General features: G+C 69.6%; 24 protein-coding genes and 1 tRNA gene. 16 read left to right on the top strand and 9 right to left on the bottom strand.

All coding sequences use genetic code 11. From position 1 onward, the window contains the following. Positions 1–5 precede the first annotated feature (5 nt). Genes C8K38_RS23130 through C8K38_RS23115 form a run of 4 tightly spaced genes read left to right on the top strand, consistent with a single transcriptional unit; the run spans position 6 to position 3,968 of the window. Positions 6–1,154 carry an isobutyryl-CoA dehydrogenase gene (locus tag C8K38_RS23130; protein WP_097213724.1) on the top strand — a complete coding sequence of 383 codons (1,149 nt, stop codon included), beginning with the start codon at positions 6–8 and terminating at the stop codon, positions 1,152–1,154. Further along, a complete protein-coding gene (locus tag C8K38_RS23125) occupies positions 1,151–2,284 on the top strand; it encodes an enoyl-CoA hydratase/isomerase family protein (RefSeq protein WP_257017756.1) in 1,134 nt (377 codons plus the stop codon). The genes C8K38_RS23130 and C8K38_RS23125 overlap by 4 nt, the downstream gene beginning before the upstream one ends. Next, positions 2,281–3,195, top strand: coding sequence for a 3-hydroxyisobutyrate dehydrogenase (gene mmsB / locus C8K38_RS23120; protein WP_097213723.1), 915 nt, complete (start codon positions 2,281–2,283; stop codon positions 3,193–3,195). Before C8K38_RS23125 ends, mmsB begins: the two co-directional genes overlap by 4 nt. Then, on the top strand, positions 3,192–3,968 hold the full coding sequence (locus tag C8K38_RS23115; protein ID WP_097213722.1) for an enoyl-CoA hydratase: 777 nt from the start codon (positions 3,192–3,194) through the stop codon (positions 3,966–3,968). Before mmsB ends, C8K38_RS23115 begins: the two co-directional genes overlap by 4 nt. Positions 3,969–4,001: 33 nt before the next feature. Here C8K38_RS23115 and C8K38_RS23110 read toward each other — a convergent pair whose 3' ends face one another. From C8K38_RS23110 to C8K38_RS23100, 3 genes are read right to left on the bottom strand one after another with little or no spacing between them, the layout of a single operon-like run. Then, positions 4,002–4,880 (bottom strand): hypothetical protein, encoded by an 879-nt coding sequence (locus C8K38_RS23110; protein ID WP_143548509.1) that lies wholly within the window; start codon positions 4,878–4,880, stop codon positions 4,002–4,004. Between the two features lie 27 nt (positions 4,881–4,907). Continuing rightward, positions 4,908–5,441, bottom strand: coding sequence for a MarR family winged helix-turn-helix transcriptional regulator (locus tag C8K38_RS23105; RefSeq protein WP_077042273.1), 534 nt, complete (start codon positions 5,439–5,441; stop codon positions 4,908–4,910). 39 nt (positions 5,442–5,480) lie between these two features. After that, the gene (locus C8K38_RS23100) at positions 5,481–6,305 is read right to left on the bottom strand and encodes an SDR family NAD(P)-dependent oxidoreductase (protein ID WP_097213720.1); all 825 of its coding nucleotides are present in this window, start codon (positions 6,303–6,305) and stop codon (positions 5,481–5,483) included. A gap of 114 nt (positions 6,306–6,419) precedes the next feature. On the opposite strand from C8K38_RS23100, the gene C8K38_RS23095 reads away from it, so the two are divergent. Beyond that, positions 6,420–7,616, top strand: coding sequence for an MFS transporter (locus C8K38_RS23095; protein WP_257017755.1), 1,197 nt, complete (start codon positions 6,420–6,422; stop codon positions 7,614–7,616). Between the two features lie 61 nt (positions 7,617–7,677). Beyond that, positions 7,678–7,748, top strand: a tRNA-Cys gene (locus C8K38_RS23090). Here C8K38_RS23090 and C8K38_RS23085 read toward each other — a convergent pair. Continuing rightward, complete coding sequence (locus C8K38_RS23085) at positions 7,748–8,185, bottom strand: nuclear transport factor 2 family protein (protein WP_097213719.1); 438 nt, start codon at positions 8,183–8,185, stop codon at positions 7,748–7,750. The genes C8K38_RS23090 and C8K38_RS23085 overlap by 1 nt on opposite strands. A gap of 74 nt (positions 8,186–8,259) precedes the next feature. Between C8K38_RS23085 and C8K38_RS23080 the strand changes: the two genes are divergently transcribed. The 4 genes from C8K38_RS23080 (at position 8,260) to C8K38_RS23065 (ending at position 13,581) form a co-directional block, all read left to right on the top strand. Then, positions 8,260–8,838 carry a TetR/AcrR family transcriptional regulator gene (locus tag C8K38_RS23080; protein WP_179800685.1) on the top strand — a complete coding sequence of 193 codons (579 nt, stop codon included), beginning with the start codon at positions 8,260–8,262 and terminating at the stop codon, positions 8,836–8,838. A gap of 82 nt (positions 8,839–8,920) precedes the next feature. Beyond that, entirely contained in the window at positions 8,921–12,151 is a 3,231-nt protein-coding gene (locus tag C8K38_RS23075) for an arabinosyltransferase domain-containing protein (protein WP_373560290.1), read from the top strand. Positions 12,152–12,313: 162 nt separating this feature from the next. Continuing rightward, positions 12,314–12,619 (top strand): ArsR/SmtB family transcription factor, encoded by a 306-nt coding sequence (locus C8K38_RS27870; protein ID WP_097213716.1) that lies wholly within the window; start codon positions 12,314–12,316, stop codon positions 12,617–12,619. Continuing rightward, positions 12,616–13,581 carry a TIGR03086 family metal-binding protein gene (locus tag C8K38_RS23065; protein ID WP_097213715.1) on the top strand — a complete coding sequence of 322 codons (966 nt, stop codon included), beginning with the start codon at positions 12,616–12,618 and terminating at the stop codon, positions 13,579–13,581. The genes C8K38_RS27870 and C8K38_RS23065 overlap by 4 nt, the downstream gene beginning before the upstream one ends. Before the next feature lie 51 nt (positions 13,582–13,632). On the opposite strand, the gene bfr is transcribed toward C8K38_RS23065, so the two are convergent. Both bfr and C8K38_RS23055 read right to left on the bottom strand, forming a co-directional pair. After that, the gene (bfr, locus tag C8K38_RS23060; RefSeq protein WP_097213714.1) at positions 13,633–14,118 is read right to left on the bottom strand and encodes a bacterioferritin; all 486 of its coding nucleotides are present in this window, start codon (positions 14,116–14,118) and stop codon (positions 13,633–13,635) included. An 89-nt stretch (positions 14,119–14,207) separates the two neighbouring features. After that, a complete protein-coding gene (locus tag C8K38_RS23055) occupies positions 14,208–14,414 on the bottom strand; it encodes a (2Fe-2S)-binding protein (RefSeq protein ID WP_027502064.1) in 207 nt (68 codons plus the stop codon). A 194-nt stretch (positions 14,415–14,608) separates the two neighbouring features. Between C8K38_RS23055 and C8K38_RS23050 the strand changes: the two genes are divergently transcribed. Genes C8K38_RS23050 through C8K38_RS23040 form a run of 3 tightly spaced genes read left to right on the top strand, consistent with a single transcriptional unit; the run spans position 14,609 to position 18,274 of the window. Beyond that, the gene (locus tag C8K38_RS23050) at positions 14,609–15,637 is read left to right on the top strand and encodes an iron ABC transporter substrate-binding protein (RefSeq protein ID WP_097213713.1); all 1,029 of its coding nucleotides are present in this window, start codon (positions 14,609–14,611) and stop codon (positions 15,635–15,637) included. Between the two features lie 4 nt (positions 15,638–15,641). After that, positions 15,642–17,207, top strand: coding sequence for an ABC transporter permease (locus C8K38_RS23045; RefSeq protein ID WP_097213712.1), 1,566 nt, complete (start codon positions 15,642–15,644; stop codon positions 17,205–17,207). Next, positions 17,204–18,274, top strand: coding sequence for an ABC transporter ATP-binding protein (locus tag C8K38_RS23040; RefSeq protein ID WP_097213711.1), 1,071 nt, complete (start codon positions 17,204–17,206; stop codon positions 18,272–18,274). The genes C8K38_RS23045 and C8K38_RS23040 overlap by 4 nt, the downstream gene beginning before the upstream one ends. Here C8K38_RS23040 and C8K38_RS23035 read toward each other — a convergent pair. Continuing rightward, on the bottom strand, positions 18,271–18,909 hold the full coding sequence (locus C8K38_RS23035; RefSeq protein WP_097213772.1) for a TetR/AcrR family transcriptional regulator: 639 nt from the start codon (positions 18,907–18,909) through the stop codon (positions 18,271–18,273). The two genes, C8K38_RS23040 and C8K38_RS23035, sit on opposite strands and share 4 nt — an antisense overlap. Before the next feature lie 100 nt (positions 18,910–19,009). Between C8K38_RS23035 and C8K38_RS23030 the strand changes: the two genes are divergently transcribed. Continuing rightward, a complete protein-coding gene (locus tag C8K38_RS23030) occupies positions 19,010–20,803 on the top strand; it encodes an N-acyl-D-amino-acid deacylase family protein (protein WP_097213710.1) in 1,794 nt (597 codons plus the stop codon). After that, positions 20,800–21,645: an alpha/beta fold hydrolase gene (locus C8K38_RS23025; RefSeq protein WP_097213709.1), complete on the top strand. Its 846-nt coding sequence runs from the start codon at positions 20,800–20,802 to the stop codon at positions 21,643–21,645. The genes C8K38_RS23030 and C8K38_RS23025 overlap by 4 nt, the downstream gene beginning before the upstream one ends. 43 nt (positions 21,646–21,688) lie before the next feature. Here C8K38_RS23025 and C8K38_RS23020 read toward each other — a convergent pair whose 3' ends face one another. Further along, a complete protein-coding gene (locus tag C8K38_RS23020; protein ID WP_143548508.1) occupies positions 21,689–22,111 on the bottom strand; it encodes a hypothetical protein in 423 nt (140 codons plus the stop codon). 187 nt (positions 22,112–22,298) lie between these two features. On the opposite strand from C8K38_RS23020, the gene C8K38_RS23015 reads away from it, so the two are divergent. Further along, on the top strand, positions 22,299–22,844 hold the full coding sequence (locus C8K38_RS23015) for an arsenate reductase/protein-tyrosine-phosphatase family protein (RefSeq protein ID WP_097213707.1): 546 nt from the start codon (positions 22,299–22,301) through the stop codon (positions 22,842–22,844). Between the two features lie 24 nt (positions 22,845–22,868). On the opposite strand, the gene C8K38_RS23010 is transcribed toward C8K38_RS23015, so the two are convergent. Further along, positions 22,869–23,219: a rhodanese-like domain-containing protein gene (locus tag C8K38_RS23010; protein ID WP_097213771.1), complete on the bottom strand. Its 351-nt coding sequence runs from the start codon at positions 23,217–23,219 to the stop codon at positions 22,869–22,871. Positions 23,220–23,281: the final 62 nt, after the last annotated feature.

Below are 23,281 nucleotides of genomic sequence, written 5' to 3'. Positions count from 1 at the left end.
ACACCATGTTCACCCTGACCGATGACGAGCGGGCGATCAGCGACACCGCTCGGGACTTCGCCTCGGAGTACTTGGCCCCCAACGCGATCGAGTGGGATCAGACCAAGCACTTCCCAGTGGACGTGCTGCGCAAGGCCGGCTCGCTCGGCATGGGCGGGATCTACATCAGCGAGGACGTCGGCGGGTCGGGGCTCACCCGGCTCGACGCCGTCCGGATCTTCGAGCAGCTCGCCAAAGGCTGCCCGTCCATCGCCGCCTATGTGTCCATCCACAACATGGTCACCTGGATGATCGACTCCTTCGGGACCGACGAGCAGCGGCACCAGTGGGTGCCTGCACTGGCCTCGATGGAGCACCTCGGCAGCTACTGCCTGACCGAGCCGGGTGCCGGCTCCGACGCAGCGGCCCTGAGCACCAAGGCCGTGCGGGACGGCGACGACTACCTGCTCACCGGGGTCAAGCAGTTCATCTCCGGCGCGGGCACCTCCGACGTGTACGTGGTGATGGCCAGGACCGGATCCGCGGGCGCCAAGGGCATCTCGGCGTTCATCGTCCCGAAGGGCGCCGAGGGCCTGACCTTCGGAGCCAACGAGAAGAAGATGGGCTGGAACGCGCAGCCGACCCGTCAGGTGATCCTCGACGAGGTGCGGGTGCCCGCCGCCAACCTGCTCGGTCAGGAGGGCGACGGCTTCCGCATCGCGATGTCCGGACTCAACGGCGGCAGGCTGAACATCGCGGCGTGCTCGGTCGGCGGCGCCCAGGCCGCGCTGCAGAAGGCGGTCAACCACCTGGCCGAGCGCAAGGCGTTCGGCTCGCCGCTGCTCGACTCGCAGGCGCTGCAGTTCCAGCTCGCGGACATGCGCACCGAACTCGAGGCCGCTCGCACCCTGCTGTGGCGGGCCGCGGCCGCGCTCGACGAGGACGCGAACGACAAGGTCGAACTCTGCGCGATGGCAAAGCGATTCGCCACCGACACCGGATTCGACGTAGCCAACAAGGCACTACAGATGCACGGCGGGTACGGCTACCTGTCCGAGTACGGATTGGAGAAGATCGTGCGTGATCTGCGGGTCCACCAGATCCTCGAGGGCGCCAACGAGATCATGCGGGTGGTCATCGCCCGCGCTGTCGTCGGAACGGCGGGGGCGGCGTGAGCGCGGGCGCGGCGGAGGTGACCGAGGCGGAGGTGATCGTCGACAAGCGCGACGGCCTCGGCCTGCTCACCCTGAACCGGCCAAAGGCGATCAACGCTCTCAACCACTCGATGGTGCACCAGCTCGCGGCGGCGCTGGAGGATTGGGCCACCGACGACGAGGTGCGCGCGGTGGTGCTCACCGGTGCGGGGGAGCGCGGGCTCTGCGCGGGCGGCGACATCGTCTCGATCTACCACGACGCCCAGGACGGCGGCGACGGCTCGCGCGAGTTCTGGCGCGACGAGTACGTGCTCAACGCCGCGATCGCGGGCTACCCCAAGCCGTACGTCGCGATCATGGACGGCATCGTGATGGGCGGCGGCGTCGGGGTGTCTGCGCACGGCAGCGTCCGGATCGTCACCGAGCGCTCGATGATCGGGATGCCCGAGGCCGGAATCGGATTCGTGCTCGACGTCGGCGGCACCTACCTGCTCTCGCGCGCCCCTGGTGAGCTCGGTACCCATATCGCGCTGACCACCGCACGGCTGACCGCGGGCGATGCCATCGCCTGCGGGCTGGCCGACCACTTCATCCCGTCCGGCCGCGTGCCCGCCTTCCTGGCTGCGCTCGCTGCCGGACCCCTCGAGCGCGCGCTCGAGGAGTTCACCGAGCCCGCACCCGAATCCGCGCTGCTGGCGCAGAAGGGGTGGATCGGCGACGCCTACTCGGCGGACACCGTCGAGGAGATCGTCTCGCGGTTGCGGGACAGCGGGATACCGACGGCCGCGGACGCCGCCGAGCAGGTCCTCGCCAAGTCGCCGACCGCGGCGAAGGTGACGCTGCGCTCGCTGCGCCGCTCCCGCGACCTCGGCAGCCTCGAGGAGGTGCTGAACCAGGAGTACCGGGTGTCCTCGGCCTGCCTGGATTCCCACGACCTCGTCGAGGGCATCCGCGCGCAGGTGGTGGAGAAGGACCGCAATCCCGCCTGGTCGCCCGCCACTCTGGAGGAGGTCACGGACGAGCAGGTGGATCGCTTCTTCGCGGATCTGGGGGCGTTCGAGCTCGGCCTCGTCCCCGGCGGAAACACCCACAGCTCCATCACTCTCGGCAACACCCAGGAACTCAGCAGCGTTGGGGAAGGAAAGTCATGAGCGCCGCAGGCAATCTCCGGATCGGCTTCATCGGTCTCGGTCACATGGGCGGCCCGATGGCCGCGAACCTGGCCAAGGCCGGATACCAGGTCAACGGCTTCGACCTGGTGCCCGCGGCACTGGAACAGGCCACCCGCGACGGCATCACGGTCGTCGCCTCGGCCGCCGACGCCGCCACCGGGTCGGACATCGTGATCACCATGCTGCCCAGCGGCAAGCACGTGCTCGGGCTGTACGAGGGCGGACTGCTCGAGGCCGCGGCCCCCGGCACGCTGTTCATCGACTGCTCGACCATCGACGTCGCGGACGCCCGCCAGGCACACGACCTCGCGGTCAAGGCCGGGCACCGCGGCATGGACGCCCCGGTCTCCGGTGGTGTGGCGGGCGCGACCGCGGGAACCCTGGCCTTCATGGTCGGCGCGGACGAGGCGGACTTCGAGTCGGCGCGGCCGCTGCTCGAGGTGATGGGCGCCAAGGTCGTGCACTGCGGCGCATCCGGGGTCGGCCAGGCCGCGAAGATCTGCAACAACATGATCCTCGGCGTGTCCATGATCGCGATCAGCGAGGCGTTCGTGCTCGGCGAGAAGCTGGGCCTGAGCAACCAGGCACTGTTCGACGTGGCGTCCAACGCCTCGGGTCAGTGCTGGGCCCTGACCAGCTACTGCCCGGTGCCGGGCCCGGTGCCGACCAGCCCGGCGAACAACGATTACCAGCCCGGTTTCGCGGCCGCCCTGATGGACAAGGACCTCGGCCTTGCCGCGAACGCCCTGCGCGGCAACGGCGTTCCCGGCGAGCTCGGCCTTCGGGCCGCGGAGATCTACTCGCGGTTCCACGAGGAGACCGGCGGCACGCTGGACTTCTCCGCCATCGTCAACGACATCCGCCGACGTGCGAACGAGGAGAACGCGTGAGTGACTTCGAGACCATCCTGCTCGAGCGCAAGGGCAGGGTCGGCGTCATCACGCTGAACCGGCCGAAGGCGCTCAATGCGCTCAATGCGCAGCTGATGGGCGAGGTCGTGGCCGCGGTCGTCGACCTCGAGCGCGATCCGGAGATCGGCGCGATCCTCATCACCGGGTCCGAGCGGGCCTTCGCCGCGGGCGCCGACATCAAGGAGATGGCGCCGAAGTCGTACATGGACATGTACCTCGACGACTGGTTCGCGGCGTGGGATCGCCTCGCCTCGGCCCGCAAGCCCACCATCGCCGCGGTCGCAGGCTATGCGCTTGGCGGCGGCTGCGAGCTGGCCATGCTCTGCGACATCATCCTCGCCGCGGACAACGCCAAGTTCGGCCAGCCGGAGATCAAGCTCGGGGTGATCCCGGGAATCGGTGGCTCGCAACGGTTGACCCGCGCCGTCGGCAAGGCGAAGGCGATGGACCTGTGCCTGACCGGACGCAACATGGACGCGGAGGAGGCCGAGCGCGCGGGCCTGGTCTCGCGGATCGTGCCCGCGGCCGACCTGCTGACCGAGGCCATGGCGACGGCGACGACGATCGCCGAGATGTCGCTGCCCATCGCGATGATGGCCAAGGAGAGCGTGAACCGGTCCTTCGAGTCCACCCTCGCCGAAGGGGTCCGCTTCGAGCGCAGGGTGTTCCACTCGACGTTCGCGACCGCGGACCAGAAGGAAGGCATGGCGGCTTTCGTGGACAAGCGGGCGCCGAAGTTCACCAACAGCTAGCCGGTGAAGCCGGGCTTCACCAGCCGCTGAGCTTCACCAGCCGCTGAGCGCCGGACCTCGGCGTGAGGACGGCATGCCGGTGGCGGCGGCGAGGAGCACCGCTCCTCGCCCCGCCACCGAGGCCGGTTCCGGCGGCATGACGACCGGGATCCGGAGCAGCGCTTCCAGGCGTGGGCCGAGGGACGGGGTGTGTGCGCCGCCCCCGAGCAGCACGATCGTCGACGGGGTGGTGCCCGATTCACGGATCATGCTGCGCAGCACCGTGCTCGAGTGGGCGACGGCGTCCGCGGCCAGTCCCGCCAGATCGTTGTTCGTCAGGACCTGGCAGGCGCCGGTCTCCGGATCCTTGGCCGTGACGATCCGCTCGAACCCGAGCTGCTCCTTGAGATCGCGGCACGCCGCCTGCTCGAGCCGGATCCCGCGTCCCGCCAGGTGCTGCTGCACCAGCCGGTCGAACTGATCCCCGCCGACCACCGCGCTGCGGCGCGAGGCCAGCACCTCACCGGACACCGTGTCCGCCACGCAGGCGGCCAGTCCCGAGCTCCCCACGTCGTAGAGCAGGACCGAGCCGCGGCGCGGCAGCCGGCCCGTGAACCTGAGATACCGCAACTGGGCGGAGGTTTCGGGCACCACCCGCACGTGCTGCCGGGTGGTCGCGGCGGTGGCGCTCTCCACCACGTCGGGGTCGATGCCGGTGCGCAGGGTCACCGCGGTCGCGCCGATGAACGCGGCCTGCTCTACGGCGGTGGCGCGCAGGGTGCGGATCGCGGAGATGACCGGCTCACCGATGGTCGTGCCGGGGCGCCGCCGAACGTCGCAGCGCGCCACCGGTTCGTGATGCGGTCGATCCGAGAGCGCCAGCACCGCGCGCGCTCCACTAGCGCCCGCCGACACGCCAAGAACCAGCACCAACGTCGCACTCCTTGCTCGCTGATCAGCTCACCACTTGGTGGGTGCGTCCCCGGTGTCGAAGTCGCCCGCGCTACGGCGGAGCTCCGCGAGAATCCGCACGAGGGTGTCGAGCTTATCGGCGGACAATCCGGGTTGAGCGAAGACCTGGGTGTTGAGCTGTTCGGTGGCCGTGAGAGCCAAATCGCGGCCGGCCTGGGTGATTTCGATCAGCGTAGCGCGACGGTCGCTCGGATGCGGAACTCTGCGAACGAGTTTCGCGGACTCGAGCCGATCGACGGCGTTGGTGACGCTGGTCGGGTGCACCTGGAGGCGGGCGCTGGCCTTCGCCATCGGCAGGGCGCCGGTCCGGGTGAAGGTGAGCAGCGTCAGCAGTTCGTACCGCGAGAAGGTGAGCCCGGTCGGCTTGAGCACCTCTTCGACCCGGGCCATCATGATCTGCTGCGCGCGCATCAGCGAGGTGACCGCGGCCATCCCGTCCGCGACATCGCCCCAGCCGTGCTCCTCCCATTGGCGGTGGGCCTCCTCGATCGGATCGAGTGGCAAAGGTGACGAAGGCGGCATTCCGCCATCATCCCATGCCGACCGCCACCTGCAGGTATCTCATGGCGCCGTCGGCGCCAGGTGGCCAGTCAGGCGGTCGGCCCGCAACCGCAACAGGTCGTCGGCGCGTTCGGGATGGGTGTAGATCCAGAACCGTCCCGCGGCCAGTCCCTCGAACATCGTGTCCGCGGCCTGCTCTGGGGTCACCCCGTTCTCGCGGAGGAAGGCCTCCATCCGGTCCCGGGTGGCTGCGCCGGCCGAACCGTCCGACCCGGCGGACTCGTAGATCGCGGTGTGTACCGGGCCGGGCAGGAGCGCCGCGACCGTGATCGGCGCCCGCTCGGCGGCGAGTTCGATTGCCAGGCACTCCGTCATGGCCAGGGTCGCGTGCTTGCTGGCGCAGTAGGCGGCCTGGGTGGGGACGGTGGTGACGGCCCCGATCGAGGCGGTGTTGACGATGTGTGCGGGCCCGCCCGCCGCGAGCATCCGCGGGACGAAGGCGCGGATTCCGTGGAAGACGCCGGTGACGTTGACGCCGAGGACACGATCGAATCGCTCAGGGTCGAGCTCCCACAGCCGTCCGGTGCTGTCGATGCCCGCGTTGTTGACCAGCAGGCGCACCGAGCCGAACCGGTCGACGGTCGTGGCGGCCAGGCGTTCGAGGTCATCGGGGTCGGTCACGTCGCAGCGCACGGCGAGTGCCTCGCCTCCGGCAGCGGCGATCTCGCGCGCGACCTCGTCGAGCCGGTCGCCGTCGAAGTCGGCGAGTACCACACGCATTCCGAGCCCGGCGGCCCGGCGGGCGATCGCCGCGCCGATGCCGGAGGCCGCCCCCGTGACGACCGCGGTGGTGCCCGCCAGGTCCCGCAAGTCGAATGCAGTCATGACCGCACCGTAGGAGCCCGGGTGCGGCCGGGCACCACCGCTTCCCTGTCAGCGGGAGTCGACCGCGGGGGCGGCCGACCCGTCGCGGTAGCGTCGGCGGCGAAGGAGAGAGTCTTGACGCAGCCGCACACACCCTGGCGCCAGCACCTGCTGATCCACATGGTGTTCTTCCTGATGGGTGCCGAACTCTTCCTGGCATCCCCACTGCTGCCGACCATGTCGGCGGACTTCGGCACCACCGTCACCGCGACCGCATGGGTGGTCACCACGTTCGGGGTGTCGTACGCGATCGCCAGCCCGCTGCTCGGGGCGCTCACCGAGCACCTGCCGCGCAGGCGGGTGATCCTCGCCGGGCTCGGGGTGTTCGCGACGGGGGAGACGCTGTGCGCGCTGGCCCCGAATCTCGGCTGGCTGCTCGCGGCCAGGGCGATCGCAGGCGTGGGCGGGGCGCTGATCGGGCCCGCGATGTGGGCGTACCTGGCGGAGACCGCGGTGCCGTTGGAGCGGGGCAGGGCGATCGCGCGCGGCGCCGCGGCGTATGCGGGCGGCCAGATCGTCGGGGTGCCGCTGGCGACGTTCGTGGCGGCCGGGTCGAGCTGGCGGCTCGCCTTCGCCGCCGTCGCGGCCGGCCTGATGGTGGCGGGCACGCTGATCGCGCTGCGGCTGCGGGAAGCGGCGCGCGCCATCAGGATCCACGACCGGGGCGCGTGGGCGGCGCTGCGGTCGTCCTTCGCGCTGTGGCGGGGCGGGGTGTTCCGGTTGATCATGGCGGGCAACTTCTTCGTCCAGGCCGCGCGGCTCGGAACCTACGCCTATGCGGGCGCGCTGTTCGCGACGAAGTTCGGATTCGCGACCGGCGTGCTCGGCCTCGTCGGCGCCCTGGTGGGTCTCGGCTCGCTGATCGGTTCCCTCGTGGCCGGGCCGCTGGTGGATCGCTGGCGCTCGCGCGGGCGGCGGGAGCCGCTGCTCTGCGTCGGCTGGGGGCTGGTCCTCGCGGCGGCGCTCGGCGTGGCGACCACAGCCGACAGCTGGCAGCTGTGCCTGGCGGGCTTCGTGACCGCCTTCTTCGCCGGCACCGCCTTCTTCAGCACCGCGCAGGTGTACCTGACCACCGTGATGGCGGAGCGCCGCGCGCCCGCGGTGTCCTGGAACAACTCGGTGCTCTACATCGGCACGGGCGCGGGCACCACCGCGCTGGGCTTGACGACGCTCGGCGGCACCGCGTTCGCGGTCTGCTCGGTGGCGTTCGCGTTGCTGGCCGCGGGGTTCAGCGCGCTGTCGGCGCTGCGACGGCCGAGCGTGGCGGACTAAGAATCACGCTGAGCCGAACCCTGGTCGGATCGCCCCCGTGTCGGCAGAGTGTCCTATCGATGCGGGTGTGGCTGAGTGGTTAGGCACCGGCCTGCAAAGCCGTCAACACGGGTTCGATTCCCGTCACTCGCTCAAACGTCGGGGCCGGCCAGCAGGGGCCGGCCCCGACTGGTCTCCGCACCGGCCTGGATCTCCGTTGCCTGTGACCAGATCGCCTGCCAGCGGCCGTCTCTGAGCTCGTAGCTGTCGGTGTGCCAGTAACTCGTCCGCGGAACCCGGTACCCGCCGAAGATGACCTCGAGTGTCGCTCGATAGCGGAGGATCGCCGCGTCTCCGAGTAGTCGAACCTCGATCTCGCCGGGTTCCCATAGCAGGTAGTCGATCTGGCCAGCGGCGATCGCGGCCAGGTATTCGTCTCGGGTCAGCGCGGCGCCGACGGGCGTGATGAGTTGGAAGTCGGTGCCGTGCATCGTCTGCGCGGACTCGATGTCGGCAGCGACGAGCGCGCGCAGGCGTGCGATCTCGGTACTGCGGATGACGTCGAATGTCGAACTCGTATCTGCTCCCATGTTTGGACACTCTGACACTATTTGTTTACTTAGACAACTGGACGATAGAAGTCCAATCTGTCAGGCTTTCGTTCGTGGCTGACGACGAAAAGACCGAGCGGATCCTCGACGCTTCCCTCGCGGTCTTCTGTCAGTACGGTTTCGGCAAGACGACCATGCAGGACATCGCGCATGCGGCCGGGATCTCCCGCGCGGCGCTCTATCTCCACTTCAAGAGCAAGGAAGACCTCTTCCTGGCCGGATCCGAGCGCGCCCACCTCCAGGTCAGGGGCGAGGTCGACGCTGCCCTGGCGGCCGATGGCGACGTCATCGACCGGATCGACGCGGCGCTGACCGCTTACCTCGGCGGGCTCATGGAGGAGATCAGCACCAGCGTGCACGGCGCGGAGCTCTTCGGCGTGGGTCTCGCCCTCACCGGCGAGATCAGCCGAAACACCCAGACCTGGCTCATCCAGCGGCTGAGCGAGGTCCTCGACGCCGCCGCCGCAGCGGGGGAGATCGACCTCTCCGCCGTCGACGCGACTCCCGACGAACTGGCCGCCCTGATCCTTGGGGCCGTGAACGGCATCAAGGACACGCAGGGTGGCGGTGCGGCGCTGCGGGCCGGCACCTCGCTGGTGATGCGTGTGCTGCGGGCGGCGCTCATCCGCTGATTCGCACAGCTCGACGGAAGAGACCGGACGGAAGAGACCATTTGGAACGTTTCGGATGGACGGCCGTCTAACATCGATCGGCGTGACCGTTAGCGCCGTAGACGAACGACCGCAGCCCAGCCGACCGGACCCGGCAGGGGTGGCCCGCGGGGAGGTCGGTCGGGTTCGCCTCGTCGCGGTGGTGTCGTCCGTCCTCGCGATCCTGGCCGCGCTGTCGGTGCCGTTCCTCCCGGTGCAGCAGGAAAGCGCGAGTCTGTCCTGGCCGCAAGCTGACTCGATCACCAGCGTCGACGCTCCGCTGGTGTCGTACGCACCCCTCGAATTCGACGCGACCATCCCCGCCGCCGCGGCGGCGCAGCTGTCCGACACCGGCGGCGTCGTGGTCTCGACCGCCCCGGTCGGGGCGGCGGACGCGGCCCGCTACGGCGTTGTCGCCCGGGTCAGCCCGGGGGCCGACGGCGGGCCCGCGCGGTTCGAGATCGTCCAGCGCGACCACACCCTGCTGTCGATCCCGGTCGACGAGCTCGACGGGCGTTCGGTCACCGTCACATCGAACTCGGAGCGGACCACCACAGCGCTCGAGGGCAGCGACCCGACCACCCTCGCGGGCGACTTCCGGCCGCAGATGGTCGGTGTGTTCAGTGAACTCCGGGGTGCCGTTCCCACGGGTCTGGCGGTGCACGCGGACCTCGATACCCGGTTCACCTCGACGCCCTCGGCGATCAAGCTCGTCGCGATGATCGTCGCGGCTCTCGCGACCGCCGTCGCCCTCGTCGGCCTGCACCGCATCGACGGCCTCGACGGTCGCCGGGCCCGCCGGTTCCTGCCCGCGCGCTGGTGGAGGTTCCGCCCGATCGACGCGGTGGTGATCGGAACGCTGCTGCTGTGGCATTTCATCGGCGCCACCACCTCCGACGACGGCTACCAGTTCACGATGGCCAGGACGTCGCTCGATTCGGGCTACATGGCCAACTACTTCCGCTGGTTCGGTGTCCCAGAGACGCCGTTCGGCACCCCGTACTACGACCTGCTCGCGCTGCTGACGAAGGTGTCCACGGCCAGCCCGTGGGTCCGGCTCCCTGCCCTGATCGCGGGGATCGTGTGCTGGCTGGTGATCAGCCGCGAGGTGGCCCCGCGCCTCGGTGCCGCGGTCCGCAACAACCGGGTGGCGTTGTGGACCGGCGGACTGGTGTTCCTCGCGTTCTGGCTGCCCTACAACAACGGCCTGCGGCCCGAGCCGATCGTCGCCACCGGTGTGCTGCTGACCTGGTGCTCGGTCGAACGCGCCATCGCGACAAGGCGCCTGCTCCCCGCCGCCGTCGCCGTGCTGGTCGGCGCGCTCACGGTGACCGTCGGGCCCTCCGGGATCATCTGCTTCGGCGCGCTGATCGCAGGCGCCCGGCCGGTGCTGGCGATCGTCGCCGCGCGCGCCAAGACCGTCGGCTACCTCGCCGTACTGGGCCCGATCGTCGCGGCGGGCCTGGTCATCCTGATCGCCATGTTCGCGGACCAGACCCTCGCCGGTGCCCTCGAGATGCAGCGCGTGCACGCGATCCCGCCGACCAACGCGTGGTTCGAGGAGTACAAGCGGTACGACTGGCTGTTCATGATCAACGCCGACGGGTCCCTGGCCCGACGGTTCGGGGTGTTCGTGATGGTGCTCTCGATCGTGGCGAGCCTCGTGGTGATGCTGCGCCGCGGCGGGCGGATCCCGGGAACCGCGGCGGGCCCGTCCCGCCGGATCATCAGCATCACGATCGCCGCGATGGTGTTGATGATGTTCACGCCAACGAAGTGGACGCACCATTTCGGGATCTACGCCGGCCTGGCCGGTTCGCTCGCCGTGCTGACCGCCGTCGCCGTCGGCCCGCTGGTGTTGAGGTCGCGGCGCAACCGGGCACTGTTCGCGGCCGCGGTGCTGTTCGTCCTCGCGCTCGCCTTCACCAGCAGCAACAGCTGGTGGTACATCTCGGCCTGGGGCGTCCCTTTCTGGGACAAGCCGGTGATGATCGCCGGGTTCGGCGCGGGCACCATCCTGCTTGCCGCCACGGTGGTGATGCTGCTCGTGGCGGCCTGGTGCTTCGTCCGGGAACCACACGAGGACCGGTCGGCGTCTCCCCGCAGGCCGTGGTCGATTCCCCCGCTGACGGTCGCGGCCGGGGCCATGGTCGTGTTCTTCGTGCTCTCGATGACCAAGGGCGCGATCGCCCAGTACCCGTCCTTCTCTGTCGCAAAATCCAACATCGGTGCCCTCGCCGGACACGCCTGTGGCCTGGCCGAGGACGTACTGGTCGAGACCGACACCAACGCCTCCATGCTGCAACCGCTCACCACCACACCGGCGAACGCGTTCGCAGCGCAGAGCGCCGGATTCACCCCGAACGGGGTGGCCGGCGACCTGACCTCCGACGAGAAGGCCGCCTCCGAGGGCATGGCCACCTCCCTCGACAACGAGGACTCCAAGTCCAGCAACGCCGCCGGCACCGCAGGCGGACAGGGCGCCTCCGGCATCAACGGCAGTTCCGTCGCGCTGCCCTTCGGTCTGGACCCGGCCCGGACGCCGGTCCTCGGCAGCTACGGGGCGAAGGGCCCGGCGTCGCTGACCTCGGACTGGTACGCCCTGCCCACCGAGGGTGACCTCGTCTCGATGTCCGTCGCGGGCCGGGTGTACTCGGTGAACTCGGACGGGATCGAGACCCCGGGTGCCCGCGTCGACCTCGACTACGGCGTGCGCGGGGCGGACGGGACCGTCCAGCAGCTGGGCAGTGCGCTGCCCATCGACATCGGCCCGGCCCCCTCGTGGCGCAACCTCAGGGTGCCGCTCGACCAACTCCCGGCCGAGGCGAATGCCGTCCGGATCGTCGTCGGCGACAGCGACACCGACCCCGATCAGTGGGTCGCCGTCACGCCGCCGCGGGTCCCGCAGACCCAGACCCTCGACGCCCTGCTCGGGTCGACCACACCCACCATGATCGACTGGGAAGTGGCACTGCAGTTCCCGTGCCAGCAGCCGTTCAACCATCGCCTCGGCGTCGCCGAGATCCCTGAATACCGCATCCTCGGGGACCGCCCCGGCGCGGTGATGACGAGCCTGTGGCAGGACCACTTCGGCGGCGGCCCCCTGGGGTGGATCGATCTGACCGCCACCGGCCGCACCCTGCCGACCTACCTGAAGGACGACTGGAGCCAGGACTGGGGCAGCCTGGAGAAGTACACCCGACGCGACGCGAATTCCGTACCGGCACAACTCGATACCGCGACGGTGCCGCGCTCGGGCATGTGGACTCCGGGGCCGATCAACATCGCCTGGTGACACGGCCGGGGTTCGATTCCCGCCTTCGCTCGACCGTCGGGGCCGGCCATCACTGGTCGGCCCCGACGCGTATGTGCACCAGCAGTGCGGCGAGTGGGTACCTCGCTCACTGCGGCAGTGACAGCATCGACAGATGCGTTAGTGGCTGCTAACGTATTTCTTGTGACTGACCCGTTGACTGCCGCTGCCGAGCCGAACCGGCGACGCATCCTGCAGTTGCTGGCGGGGCACCCGAGGACCGTCAGCGAGGTCGCTGCCGAGTTCCCGGTGACCCGGTCGGCGATCTCCCAGCACCTCCTGGTGTTGGCCGACGCCGGGCTGGTCGAGGCCGAGAAGGTCGGCCGACAACGGATCTACCGAGTCCTGCCGAGTGGGCTGCTCAAGCTGCAGGCCGAGATCGACAAGTTCTGGACCGACGAACTCGACCAACTGGTCGCCGACGCACACACCCTGAGGAGCAAGTCATGAGCTACACGAAGACAGCGGTCCTGCCGGTCAGCCCTGACGAGGCGTTCGCACTGATCACCGAGCCGGAGCGGTTGCGCCGCTGGCTGACCGTCTCGGCGGTGGTCGATCTGCGCGCGGGCGGCTCCTACCGGTGGACGGTCACCCCGGGTCACATCGCGGCGGGCACCTTCCGTGAGGTCGATCCCGGCCGCCGGATCGTGTTCGGGTGGGGCTGGGACGGCAATGCCGACCTGCCATACGACGCGTCCACGGTGACCGTGACGGTGGAGCCCGCGGACGCCGGTTCGCTGGTGACGTTGGTACACGAGGGGCTCACCGAGGAGCAGGCGAAGTCTCATGCCGAGGGCTGGGATCACCACTTCGAGCGTCTCGAGCGCCTGGCAACCACCGGCGATGTGGGCCCCGACGAATGGGCCTACGCGCCGGAGAACCTCACCCCCGTGGTGGCGGCGGAGGCGGCCTTGGCGGTGCTGCAGCCGATCCTGCGCAATCTGACTGCCGAGGATCGCTCCAAGCCGACGCCGTGTGCGGACTTCACCTGTCACGAGCTCGCCGAGCACCTCTTCACGTCGCTGGTCCAGTTGGGCGCCACGGAAGGCGCCCCCGTGTCGGGATCGCTGGAGAACCGCGTCTCGACCCTCGCCGGCCGGGCCATCGACGCCTGGCACACGGTCGACCTCGACGGCACCGTGCCCGGCCCCGGCGGCTCGCAGATGCCGGCATCGTTCGCCGCCGGCATCCTTCCGCTCGAACTCACCCTCCACGCCTGGGACTTCGCTCAGGCGAGCGGCCAGTCCCTGCACATCTCCGACGAACTCGTCGACTATGTCCGCGGTCTCGCCGAGACGATCGTCCCCGCAGTCCGGGGAACGGCATTCGCCGACGAGGTCACCCCGGCCGGGGACGCCACCCCGATCGATCGGCTCGCGGCGTTCTCCGGGCGTACGCCGATCGCCGCGTGAGAGCGACGAGCCCGGCAGGTGGTCACCTGCCGGGCTCGGGTGTCTGTGGGGTCAGCCGGCGGTCGGCGGCTGATCCACGGTCTGCGCGAGGTAGAGCTGCTCGCCGAGCTTGTCGATCAGCTCGAGCTGGGTCTCGAGATAGTCGACGTGGTCCTCCTCCTCGGCGAGGATCTTCTCGAAGATGCCCGCACTCGTGTGGTCGCCCTTCTCGCGGCACATCGTGATGCCTGGGCGGAGGCGCTGCACGACCTCGACCTCGATCGCCAGGTCGGATTCGAACTGCTCCCGGATGGTCTGTCCGATGCGCAGCGGCAGCAGCCGCTGGTAGTTCGGCAGGGCCTCGAGCATGAGGATCCGGTCGGTGAGCAGCTCCGCGTGCTGCATCTCCTCGAAGGACTCCTCTCGCGTCTTTTCCGCGAGCTTGGTCAGGCCCCAATTGGCCTGCATCTTCGAGTGCAGGAAGTACTGATTGATCGCTGTGAGTTCACTGGTCAACTGCTCGTTCAGAAGAGCAATGACCTCGTCGTCGCCGCGCATGACACCTCCGGTGGGGGTGGGCTGGACACTAGAGTCAGCCTAACCCTCACCGGGTGAATTCACTCGGTGTATTTGTGCACGAATCGCAACTAGGCGCTGATCGGTTCTGCCTCGCATTCGACGACGGTGGCGTAGTGCTGTTCGATCATCGACTTGATCCGGTCGCGGCACATGCCGCAGCCCCGCCCGCGCCCCGCGCCGCAACCCAGCGCGACGTGCTTGGCGGTGCGAGCCCCCGCAGAGATGCATTGCTGCACGTGTTCTTCGGTGGCTGCTTCGCAAACGCAGACGTACATGTCGAGATCCTCCAGCCCTGCTTCCTCAGGGAAGGCTACACTAAGGATCGTCCAATGAAAAGGGTAGGCTACCCCAACTTTTTGATCTTGATCGTGGGCCGATCGCGGCCCGCGGGCGCACCCACGGGTGTACGTTGCTGAGGCAATCCTCATCGGGGATTCCCCGATGGTCGCAGCGGCCGAAGGGCACCGTCATGACAGCAGGATGGAAGACGATCGCGGGCGCGATGTTTCTGGCATCGACGCTGGTGGGGTTGACCGCCTGCTCGAACGACTCGGACACCTCGAATGAGCCCGAGCAGATCACCGTCTACAACGCCCAGCACGAATCGCTCACCCAGGAATGGGTCGACGAGTTCACCGCCCAGTCCGGGATCAAGGTGAACCTGCGCAACGGCGACGACACCGAGCTCGGCAATCAGATCGTCGCCGAGGGTGGGGCGTCCCCTGCCGATGTGTTCCTCACCGAGAACTCGCCCGCGATGGCGCTCGTCGAGACCGCGGGGTTGTTCGCCGACCTCGATCCCGACACGCTCGCGCAGGTGCCCCAGCAGTATCGGCCGTCCACCGGGAAGTGGACGGGGATCGCGGCGCGCTCGACGGTCTTCGTCTACAACAAGGACAAGCTGCCGCAGGACCAGCTGCCGAAGTCGCTGCTCGACCTGCAGGACCCGAGCTGGAAGGGGCGCTGGGCCGCCTCGCCGTCGGGGGCCGACTTCCAGGCCATCGTCAGCGCGCTGCTCGAGCTCAAGGGGGAGGACGCGACGCGGGCATGGCTGGCGGGTATGAAGGAGAACGCCGTCCCCTACAAGGGCAACAGCGCCGTGATGAAGGCCGTCAACGCGGGGGAAGTGCCCGGCGGGGTCATCTACCACTACTACTGGTTCGGCGACCAGGCCAAGACGGGCGAGAACAGCGCCAACACCGCACTGCACTACTTCAAGAACGAGGATCCGGGCGCGTTCGTCAGCGTGGCCGGCGGCGGCGTGCTCGAGTCGAGCAACAAAGCCGTTGCCGCGCAGCAGTTCCTGAGGTTCGTGACCGGCAAGGCCGGCCAGGAGATCCTGCAGAAGGGCGATTCGTTCGAGTACGCGGTGGGCAGCAACGTCCCGTCGAATCCGGCGCTGGTGCCGCTCGCGGACCTGCAGGCTCCGACCGTCGATCCGTCGAAACTCAACAGCCAGAAGGTCACCCAGTTGATGACCGAGGCCGGCCTCCTCTAGCGCGATGATCGCGCCCACGCTCGTGCGCCCCCGATCCGGGGGGTCGGAGCGACGGCGGGTGCCGCCGGTCGTCGCGGCGGTGGTCACGGTGCTGGTGGCGGTCACCCTCATCCCGCTCGGCTATGTCATCGCCACCACCATCGCCACCGGCTGGGAAACGGCCTCCGCGTTGATCTTCCGGCCCCGGGTCGGGGAGCTGCTGCGCAATACCGTCGCGCTCGTGGTCATCACCGTTCCCGTCTGTATGACCCTCGGGGTCGGCGCCGCGTGGATCGTCGAGCGCACCACGGTGTTCGGGCACCGATACTGGGCCCCGATCCTGGCCGCGCCGCTCGCGGTGCCCGCGTTCGTGAACAGCTACGCGTGGGTGAGCGTGATCCCGTCCCTGCACGGGCTGTGGTCCGGGGTGCTGGTCGCCACGCTGTCCTACTTCCCGCTGGTCGCGCTGCCTGTCGCCGCGACCCTGCGTCGGCTCGACCCTGGCATCGAGGAGTCGGCGGGCGCGCTCGGGGCCGGTCCGTACCGCGTCTTCTTCCGGATCGTCGTGCCGCAGTTGCGGCTGCCGATCCTCGGCGGGGGACTGCTGATCGGGCTGCACCTGCTGGCCGAGTACGGGGCGTTCGCGATGCTCCGCTTCGACACCTTCACCACGGCGATATTCGAGCAGTTCCAGTCCACCTTCAACGGTGCGGCAGGCAGCATGCTCGCGAGCGTGCTGGTGCTGTGCTGCCTCGTCCTGCTCGTCGCCGAGGCCGCGGCAAGGGGCTCGGCCCGGTATGCGCGGGTGGGTTCGGGTGCGCCCCGTCGGCCGGACCGGATCCGGTTGCGGTGGAGCGCGGTTCCCGCCGCGCTCGGGCTGGTGGCGCTGACCGTCGCGGCCCTCGGCGTCCCGCTGTGGACCATCGCGCGCTGGCTGCGGATCGGTGGCACGGATGTCTGGCGGACGGGGACGCTGTGGCCCGCGTTCGCCCAGACCCTCGCCCTCGGGCTGCTCGGCGCGGCGGTGACCACCGCGCTGGCGTTCCCCGTGGCCTGGATCGCGGTGCGGCGACCGGGGGTGTTCAGCAGGATGGTGGAGGGCTGCAACTACGTGACGAGTTCGCTGCCGGGGATCGTCACCGCGCTCGCACTGATCACCGTCACCATTCGCTACGCGAACCCGCTCTATCAGACCGTCATCGTGCTGATCACCGCATACGTGCTGATGTTCCTGCCGCGGGCGCTGGTGTCGCTGCGCTCGGGCCTGGCGCAGGTCCCGGTCGGGCTCGAGGAGGCGTCGGCCGCGCTCGGACGCTCGCAGGCGAGCACCTTCGTGCGGGTGACGCTGCGCCTGACCGCGCCCGCGGCCGCGGCGGGCGCCGCGCTGGTGTTCATGGCGATCGTGACGGAACTGACCGCCACGCTGTTGCTCGCGCCGATCGGGACGCGGACCCTCTCGACCCGATTCTGGTCGCTGACCAGCGAACTCGACTACGCCGCCGCCGCGCCCTTCGCGCTGGCGATGATCCTGCTGGCGTTGCCCATGACCTACCTGCTGATGCGGCAGTCCCAGAAGGCGGCCGGGCTGTGAGCGAGGTGGAGATCGAATCCCTGTCGAAGTCGTACGGCCCGATCGAGGTCCTGGACGCGGTGACCCTCCGGGTCGAGCGCGGCACCACCACCGCGGTCGTCGGCTCGTCGGGTTGTGGGAAGACCACCCTGCTGCGGGTCGTCGCGGGGTTCGACAGCCCCGACGCCGGGACGGTGTCCATCGCCGGGGCCCTGGTCGCGCGGCCCGGTCGGGTGGTGCCCCCGCACCGGCGGCGGGTCGGCTACGTGGCGCAGGACGGGGCGCTGTTCCCACATCTCAGCGTCGCGGGGAACATCGGGTTCGGCCTGCGCGGCACGCGATCGGGGGACCGGGCGCGGTCCGGCAGGCGGGTCGCGCAGCTGCTGGAGATGGTCTCGCTCGACGAGTCCTATGCGCGGCGGCGGCCGCACGAGTTGTCCGGCGGCCAGCAGCAGCGGGTGGCGCTGGCCCGCGCGCTCGCCCGCGAGCCCGAGGTGATGCTGCTCGACGAGCCGTTCAGCGCCCTGGACGCCGGCCTGCGCGCCTCGACCCGGAAGTCGGTGGCGCAGACGCTCGACGCGGCGGGGGTGACGACGATCCTGGTGACCCACGATCAGGAGGAGGCCCTCTCCTTCGCCGGGCAGGTCGCGGTGATGCGGGCGGGCCGGTTCACCCAGGTCGGTGCGCCGGAGCAGGTGTACCACCGTCCGGTGGACATCTTCACCGCCGAGTTCCTCGGCGAGTGCGTCCTGCTGCCCGCCGTCGTGGCCGGCGGCATCGCGGATTGCGCCCTCGGCCGTATCCCGGTGCGGGCGAACGCGTTCGAGGGGCCGGCCCGGATGATGCTACGTCCGGAACAGATCGTGGCCTCGGACCCGGGGGAGGACCCCGACGGGCGCAAGACCGGCACGGTGACGGCGACCGAGTTCCTCGGCACGCAGGCGCTGCTCGACATCACCCTCGATTCCTCACCGACACACATCAGGGTCCGTCAGGCCGGCACCCGCACCCCGGCGGTCGGCTCGCTGGTGGCCATCGAGGTGCTGGGTGAGGCCGAGGTGTTCCCGGTCGCGAACCGCAACGGTTAGGGCGTGGCGGTATCCGGCTGCGCCGCGGCCAGCGCGCGGGCGATCTGCTCGACGTCGAGGCCGGCGGCGGGCAGCAGGTGGTAGAAGGCGCGCTCGCACAGCTCGATCACCTCGACACGGGTCATGGTCGGCTCATCCAGCCAGGACAGGACCACCTCCTCCATGAAGGCCTGCCAGCCCTGCACTGCCGCGTCGACGGCGGGGGTGGTGGGCAGGCCGAGTTCGGCAAGCGCGCGCACGATCCAGTCGGTGAAGGTGCGCCGCATCCCGCGGTAGATCCGGCGCATGCCCTCGTCGCCGCTGCCCGCCAACCGCATCACGGCCAGGTAGCTCGTCGGGTGCGCGACCACCGCGTCGACGAAGGTCTCCACGCCCGCGCGGAGCTGGGCGGACGTCGGCAGCGTCGGGTCGGGCGTCATCCGCTGCTGCAGGGCCTCCGCGCTGGCCTGGAGCACCGCGTTCCGGAAGCCCTGCTTGTTCTTGAAGTAGTGGAACAGCAGCGGTGGAGACACGCCTGCCTCCGCCGCCACCCGGTCCATCGACAGGTCGTCGAAGGACTCGGACTCGAGCATCCGCACCGCGACCTCGAGGATCTGGGCGCGCCGATCGGCGGGGGAGCGAGGGGCAGCGGCCATGCCGAGCACTCTATTGAGTAATGCTCAACCGGTCCATTGACTTCTACTCAACGGGATATGTAACCTCGGGTAACACTTACCCGATGTGAGGAGCGCGACAATGCCCGAGTTCGACATCGTGGTCAACGGCGGCCTGTGGTTCGACGGCACCGGGGCCGGTGGTCAGCGGCGCAATCTCGGGATCCGGGACGGCGTCGTCGTGACGGTCTCCACCTCTGCGCTCCCCGTCGGGCCGGACACCGAGGTCATCGACGCGGCAGGCAAGTGGGTGCTCCCTGGCTTCGTCGACGTGCACACCCACTACGACGCGGAGGCGCTCGTCAGCCCCGGGCTGCCCGAGTCGGTCCGGCACGGCGTCACCACCGTCGTCCTGGGCAATTGCTCGCTCTCGACCGTCTACTCCACCCCGCGCGAGTGCGCGGACCTGTTCAGCCGGGTCGAGGCAGTGCCGCGCGAGTCGGTGCTGCGGATCCTGGAGGAGAACAAGACCTGGCGCGGGCCCGCGGAATACGTCGACGCGCTCAACGCGTTGCCGCTCGGGCCGAACGTCGCCGGCTTCATCGGCCACTCCGACATCCGCACCCACGTCCTCGGCCTCGGCCGCGGCACCGACAAGAAGACCAAGCCCACCGCGGCCGAGCTCGACCGGATGGGCTCGATGCTCACCGAGGCAATCGACGCAGGGTTCCTCGGACTGTCCTCGATGACCAACGCTCTCGACAAGATAGACGGCGATGAATACCGTTCGCGCTCACTGCCGTCGACGTACGCGCGTTGGCGCGAGTTCCGCTTCCTCAACCGGATCCTGCGCGATCGCGGCAAGATCCTGCAGAGCGCGCCGACGATCAACCTGCACCCCAACGTGGCCGCGTTCTTCGTCGAGAGCTCGGCGATCGGGCGGAAGAAGGCGCTCAAGACCTCGCTGCTCTCCGGCGCCGATTCCAAGGCCTACCCGGCGATCGTGTACTTCATGCTGACGGCGGCGCCGCTGCTGAACCGCTTCGCCAAGACGAACTTCCGCTGGCAGCACCTGCCGGTGCCGTTCACCGTGTACGCGGACGGCATCGACCTGGTGGTGTTCGAGGAATTCGGCGCGGGCGCCGCCGCCCTGCACCTCAAGAACGAGGTGGAACGCAATGCGCTGCTCCAGGACGAGGAGTACCGCCGCTGGTTCCGCAAGGACTACGACAACAAGTTCTCACCGCGTATCTGGCACCGCAATTTCTACGACGCGGTCGTCGTCGGGTGCCCCGACGAGACCCTGATCGGCAAGACCTTCGGCCGGGTGGGCGACGAGAGGGGGGTCCACCCGGTCGATGCGTACCTGGACCTGGTGGTGGAGTACGGCAAGAGCTTGAGGTGGCGGACGACGGTCGCGAACCACCGGCCGAAGTTCGCCGACAAGCTGGCCGCCAGCCCGGGCGTGCAGATGGGCTTCGGCGACGCGGGCGCGCACCTGCGCAACATGGCGTTCTACAACTACCCGATCCGACTCCTCAAGCGCGTCAACGACGCCCAGTCCGGGCGCAAGCCGTTCCTCACGATCGAGCGTGCGATCCACCGGCTCACCGGCGAGCTCGCCGACTGGTACGGCATCGACGCGGGCCACCTGCGCGAGGGCGACCGCGCCGATCTCGTGGTGATCGATCCGGCGGGCCTGGACGCCTCGGTCGACGGGCTGTTCGAGGAGGCGGTGCCCGAGTACGGGGGCCTGCGCCGGATGGTGAACCGCAGCGACGCCGCGGCGGTGGCCACCGTCATCAACGGCAGGCTCGTCTACCGGGACGGCGAGTTCACCCCCGGCTTCGGCGTCGAGAAGACCGGGCAGTTCCTGCCCGCGGGCGCCAAGGCGCCGTCGGTGGGTGGACGGGTGCGCACCGGGGCTACCGCGTGAGCAGCGGCCGGATCGCCTCCTTCCGCCGGGACGGGCTGGTCTTCGACGTCCGCGACACCGGACCCCTCGATGGTGTCCCGGTGGTGCTGCTGCACGGCTTCCCGCAGGATTCCCGCTCCTGGGATCGGTTGGCGCCGCTGCTGCACCGGCGCGGCTTCCGGACCCTGGCGCCCGACCTGCGCGGGGCCTCGCCCGGTGCCCGGCCGCGATCTCGCTGGGCCTACCGCAGTTCCCAGCTGACCGCGGACGTGGTCGCCCTGATCGAGCAGGCGGGTGCGGGGCCCGTGCACCTGGTCGGCCACGACTGGGGAGCCGCGGCCGCATGGAGTACCGCGGCGGCCCGCCCCGACCTGGTCCGCACCCTGACGACGCTGTCCGTGCCGCACCCGGCCGCCTTCGTCCAGGCGGTGCTCACCAGCAGTCAGGTGCTCAAGTCCTGGTACATGCTCGCCTTCCAGGTCCCCGTGCTCCCGGAGCTGGTGCTGTCCCGCGGCGCCATGCGCCGGCAGCTGATCGCCACCGGGATGTCGCCCGACGACGCGACCCGCGACGCCGTGCCGATGCGCGAGAAGGCCAGGGCCCGTGGCGGACTGAACTGGTATCGCGGCATGGCCTTCACGACGCCGGGTCGGGCGTCGGCCAGCGTGCGGGTGCCCACCCTGCACGTGTGGAGCGACGGCGACACTGCGATCGGGCCGGTGGGTGCCGCCCTGACGCCGCGGTATGTCGATGCCCCGTACATATTCGAGGTACTCGAGGGGGTCAGCCACTGGATCCCCGACGAGGCGCCGGAGCGGGTGGATGCGCTGCTCGGTGAACACCTGGCGGCATACTCGCAGTAGGCCCCCGACCTCCTGGTCGGGCGGTGACCGAGTGTCGCTACCGTCACACGGCGCTCGGACGGGGCGACTGTGCGCGGCCGGCGCCCGTCCAGGCCCTCAGTAGTGACTCGCTCAGTTGGCGTTCGAGCGTTGCCAGGTGAGGGACGACGCCCTGCGGTTCGAGTGACTCGCGGAGCAATGTGAGGAACCGTGCGGGTGTGACGCCGAACGTCTCGAACAGCTCGGCCGGGCTCGCGCCGCCGAACGGCGCCCATGTGATCGCGAAATCGATCACCCTTCGGGCGTGCGGACTGACGGCGCCGGCTTGCTCGAGGAAGTCGCCCAGTCGACGCCACGCTCGAATTCGCTCGGCGTCGTTACCGTCGCCGGCCGACGGTGGTGCGGGGTGGAGGAATACGTGCTGGTCCTGGTGCATCTGAGCCTCGGCAAATGGGGGACGGTAAGTGATGTGGATCACACTGTTCACGCCCTCGTCCTCGCCGGCGACCGTGGAACTACGGGTATTCCTACCTGTTTCCGGCCGGGCCGGGGATTGCCGGGCGGTAGCGGGTCGATGTACCCGTCGGGTCGGGTCAGTGAATGTCAGGCGATCGCCCTGCGAATTCCGAGTTCTGCGCTCGCGGTGGCACGGGGGCGTGGCTACTGTCCCCGCCATGCACGTCTTGTTCGTCTGCAACGGCAACGTGTGCCGCTCGGCCATCGCCGAGCGCCTCGCAATCGCCATTGCCGCGGAGCTGGAACCCGCCGCGCCCGGTGCGATGCTCAGCGCGGAGAGCGCGGGGACCAGGGCGCTGGTCGGGTTCCCGATGGAGCCGGTCGCGGCCGACGTGCTCCGCGGGCTGGGCGGCGATCCGTCGGGCTTCGTCGCCCGTCGGTTGCGGCCCGAGCTGATCGAACGGGCCGATCTCGTGTTGGCGATGTCGGAGTCCGTGCGCGACGAGGTGGTGCGACAGCTGCCGGAGGCCGCGGATCGGAGCTTCACGCTGCCGGAGGCGCACCGCATCGTGTGGCTGACCGGGGCGCGGACCGTGTACGAGATCGCCGCGGGCCGCGACGACGTCCGGCCCGGCGGCGAGTCGATCAGCGATCCGGTGGGTTTGCGCCGGGAGGCGTTCGAGCGGGTGGGGGAGGAGATCGCGGAGGCGCTGCTGCAGGTGATCCCCGCCCTGCACGCCGGCGGGGTGCCGGAGGTCGCGTGACGGGCGGGGTCGCCTGGAGCCGGGTCACCCGGTGACGCGCTCCCGGGTGCTCGAGCCGTCGATCGGCAGGCCGGCGGACTCCCAGTCCGCGATGCCCTCACGGTACTTGCGCACGTTCGTGTAGCCGAGTTCGCGGAGCCGGTTGGCCACGATCTCGCTGTTGCGGCACGAGGTGTTCGCGCAGTAGGTCACGATCGCCGCATTTCGGTCCGGAAGGACCTGCGCTGCTGTGGATTCCACGTCGGCCTCGATGAGGTTCAGCGCGCCGCGAATGTGTGCCTTGTCGTAGTGGTCGACGGGGAGCGTGTCGAGGAGCACCACGGAGTCGTCGCGGAGCGCGGCGGCCAGTTCGTCGCGCGAGATCAGCTCGGTCATCGTGTCACCTTCCATCGGGTCGCCCGCACTCATGTGCGTGCGTACGCACATTTAATATCAAT

The organism is Rhodococcus sp. OK611, from assembly GCF_003050885.1.
GTDB lineage: Bacteria > Actinomycetota > Actinomycetes > Mycobacteriales > Mycobacteriaceae > Rhodococcus_G > Rhodococcus_G oryzae.
This window is presented reverse-complemented; position numbering and strand designations above follow the sequence as displayed.

Bases quoted from the DNA above. Each gene is read 5' to 3' on its own strand.
- bfr (WP_097213714.1), bottom strand. From the start codon at position 14,118: ATGCGCGGCGACGACGAGGTCATTGCTCTTCTGAACGAGCAGTTGACC.
- C8K38_RS23065 (WP_097213715.1), top strand. From the start codon at position 12,616: ATGAGCTACACGAAGACAGCGGTCCTGCCGGTCAGCCCTGACGAGGCG.
- C8K38_RS23015 (WP_097213707.1), top strand. From the start codon at position 22,299: ATGCACGTCTTGTTCGTCTGCAACGGCAACGTGTGCCGCTCGGCCATC.
- C8K38_RS23130 (WP_097213724.1), top strand. From the start codon at position 6: ATGTTCACCCTGACCGATGACGAGCGGGCGATCAGCGACACCGCTCGG.
- C8K38_RS23050 (WP_097213713.1), top strand. From the start codon at position 14,609: ATGACAGCAGGATGGAAGACGATCGCGGGCGCGATGTTTCTGGCATCG.
- C8K38_RS23035 (WP_097213772.1), bottom strand. From the start codon at position 18,909: ATGGCCGCTGCCCCTCGCTCCCCCGCCGATCGGCGCGCCCAGATCCTC.
- C8K38_RS23045 (WP_097213712.1), top strand. From the start codon at position 15,642: ATGATCGCGCCCACGCTCGTGCGCCCCCGATCCGGGGGGTCGGAGCGA.
- C8K38_RS23010 (WP_097213771.1), bottom strand. From the start codon at position 23,219: ATGACCGAGCTGATCTCGCGCGACGAACTGGCCGCCGCGCTCCGCGAC.
- mmsB (WP_097213723.1), top strand. From the start codon at position 2,281: ATGAGCGCCGCAGGCAATCTCCGGATCGGCTTCATCGGTCTCGGTCAC.
- C8K38_RS23100 (WP_097213720.1), bottom strand. From the start codon at position 6,305: ATGACTGCATTCGACTTGCGGGACCTGGCGGGCACCACCGCGGTCGTC.
- C8K38_RS23085 (WP_097213719.1), bottom strand. From the start codon at position 8,185: ATGGGAGCAGATACGAGTTCGACATTCGACGTCATCCGCAGTACCGAG.
- C8K38_RS23030 (WP_097213710.1), top strand. From the start codon at position 19,010: ATGCCCGAGTTCGACATCGTGGTCAACGGCGGCCTGTGGTTCGACGGC.
- C8K38_RS23105 (WP_077042273.1), bottom strand. From the start codon at position 5,441: ATGCCGCCTTCGTCACCTTTGCCACTCGATCCGATCGAGGAGGCCCAC.
- C8K38_RS23055 (WP_027502064.1), bottom strand. From the start codon at position 14,414: ATGTACGTCTGCGTTTGCGAAGCAGCCACCGAAGAACACGTGCAGCAA.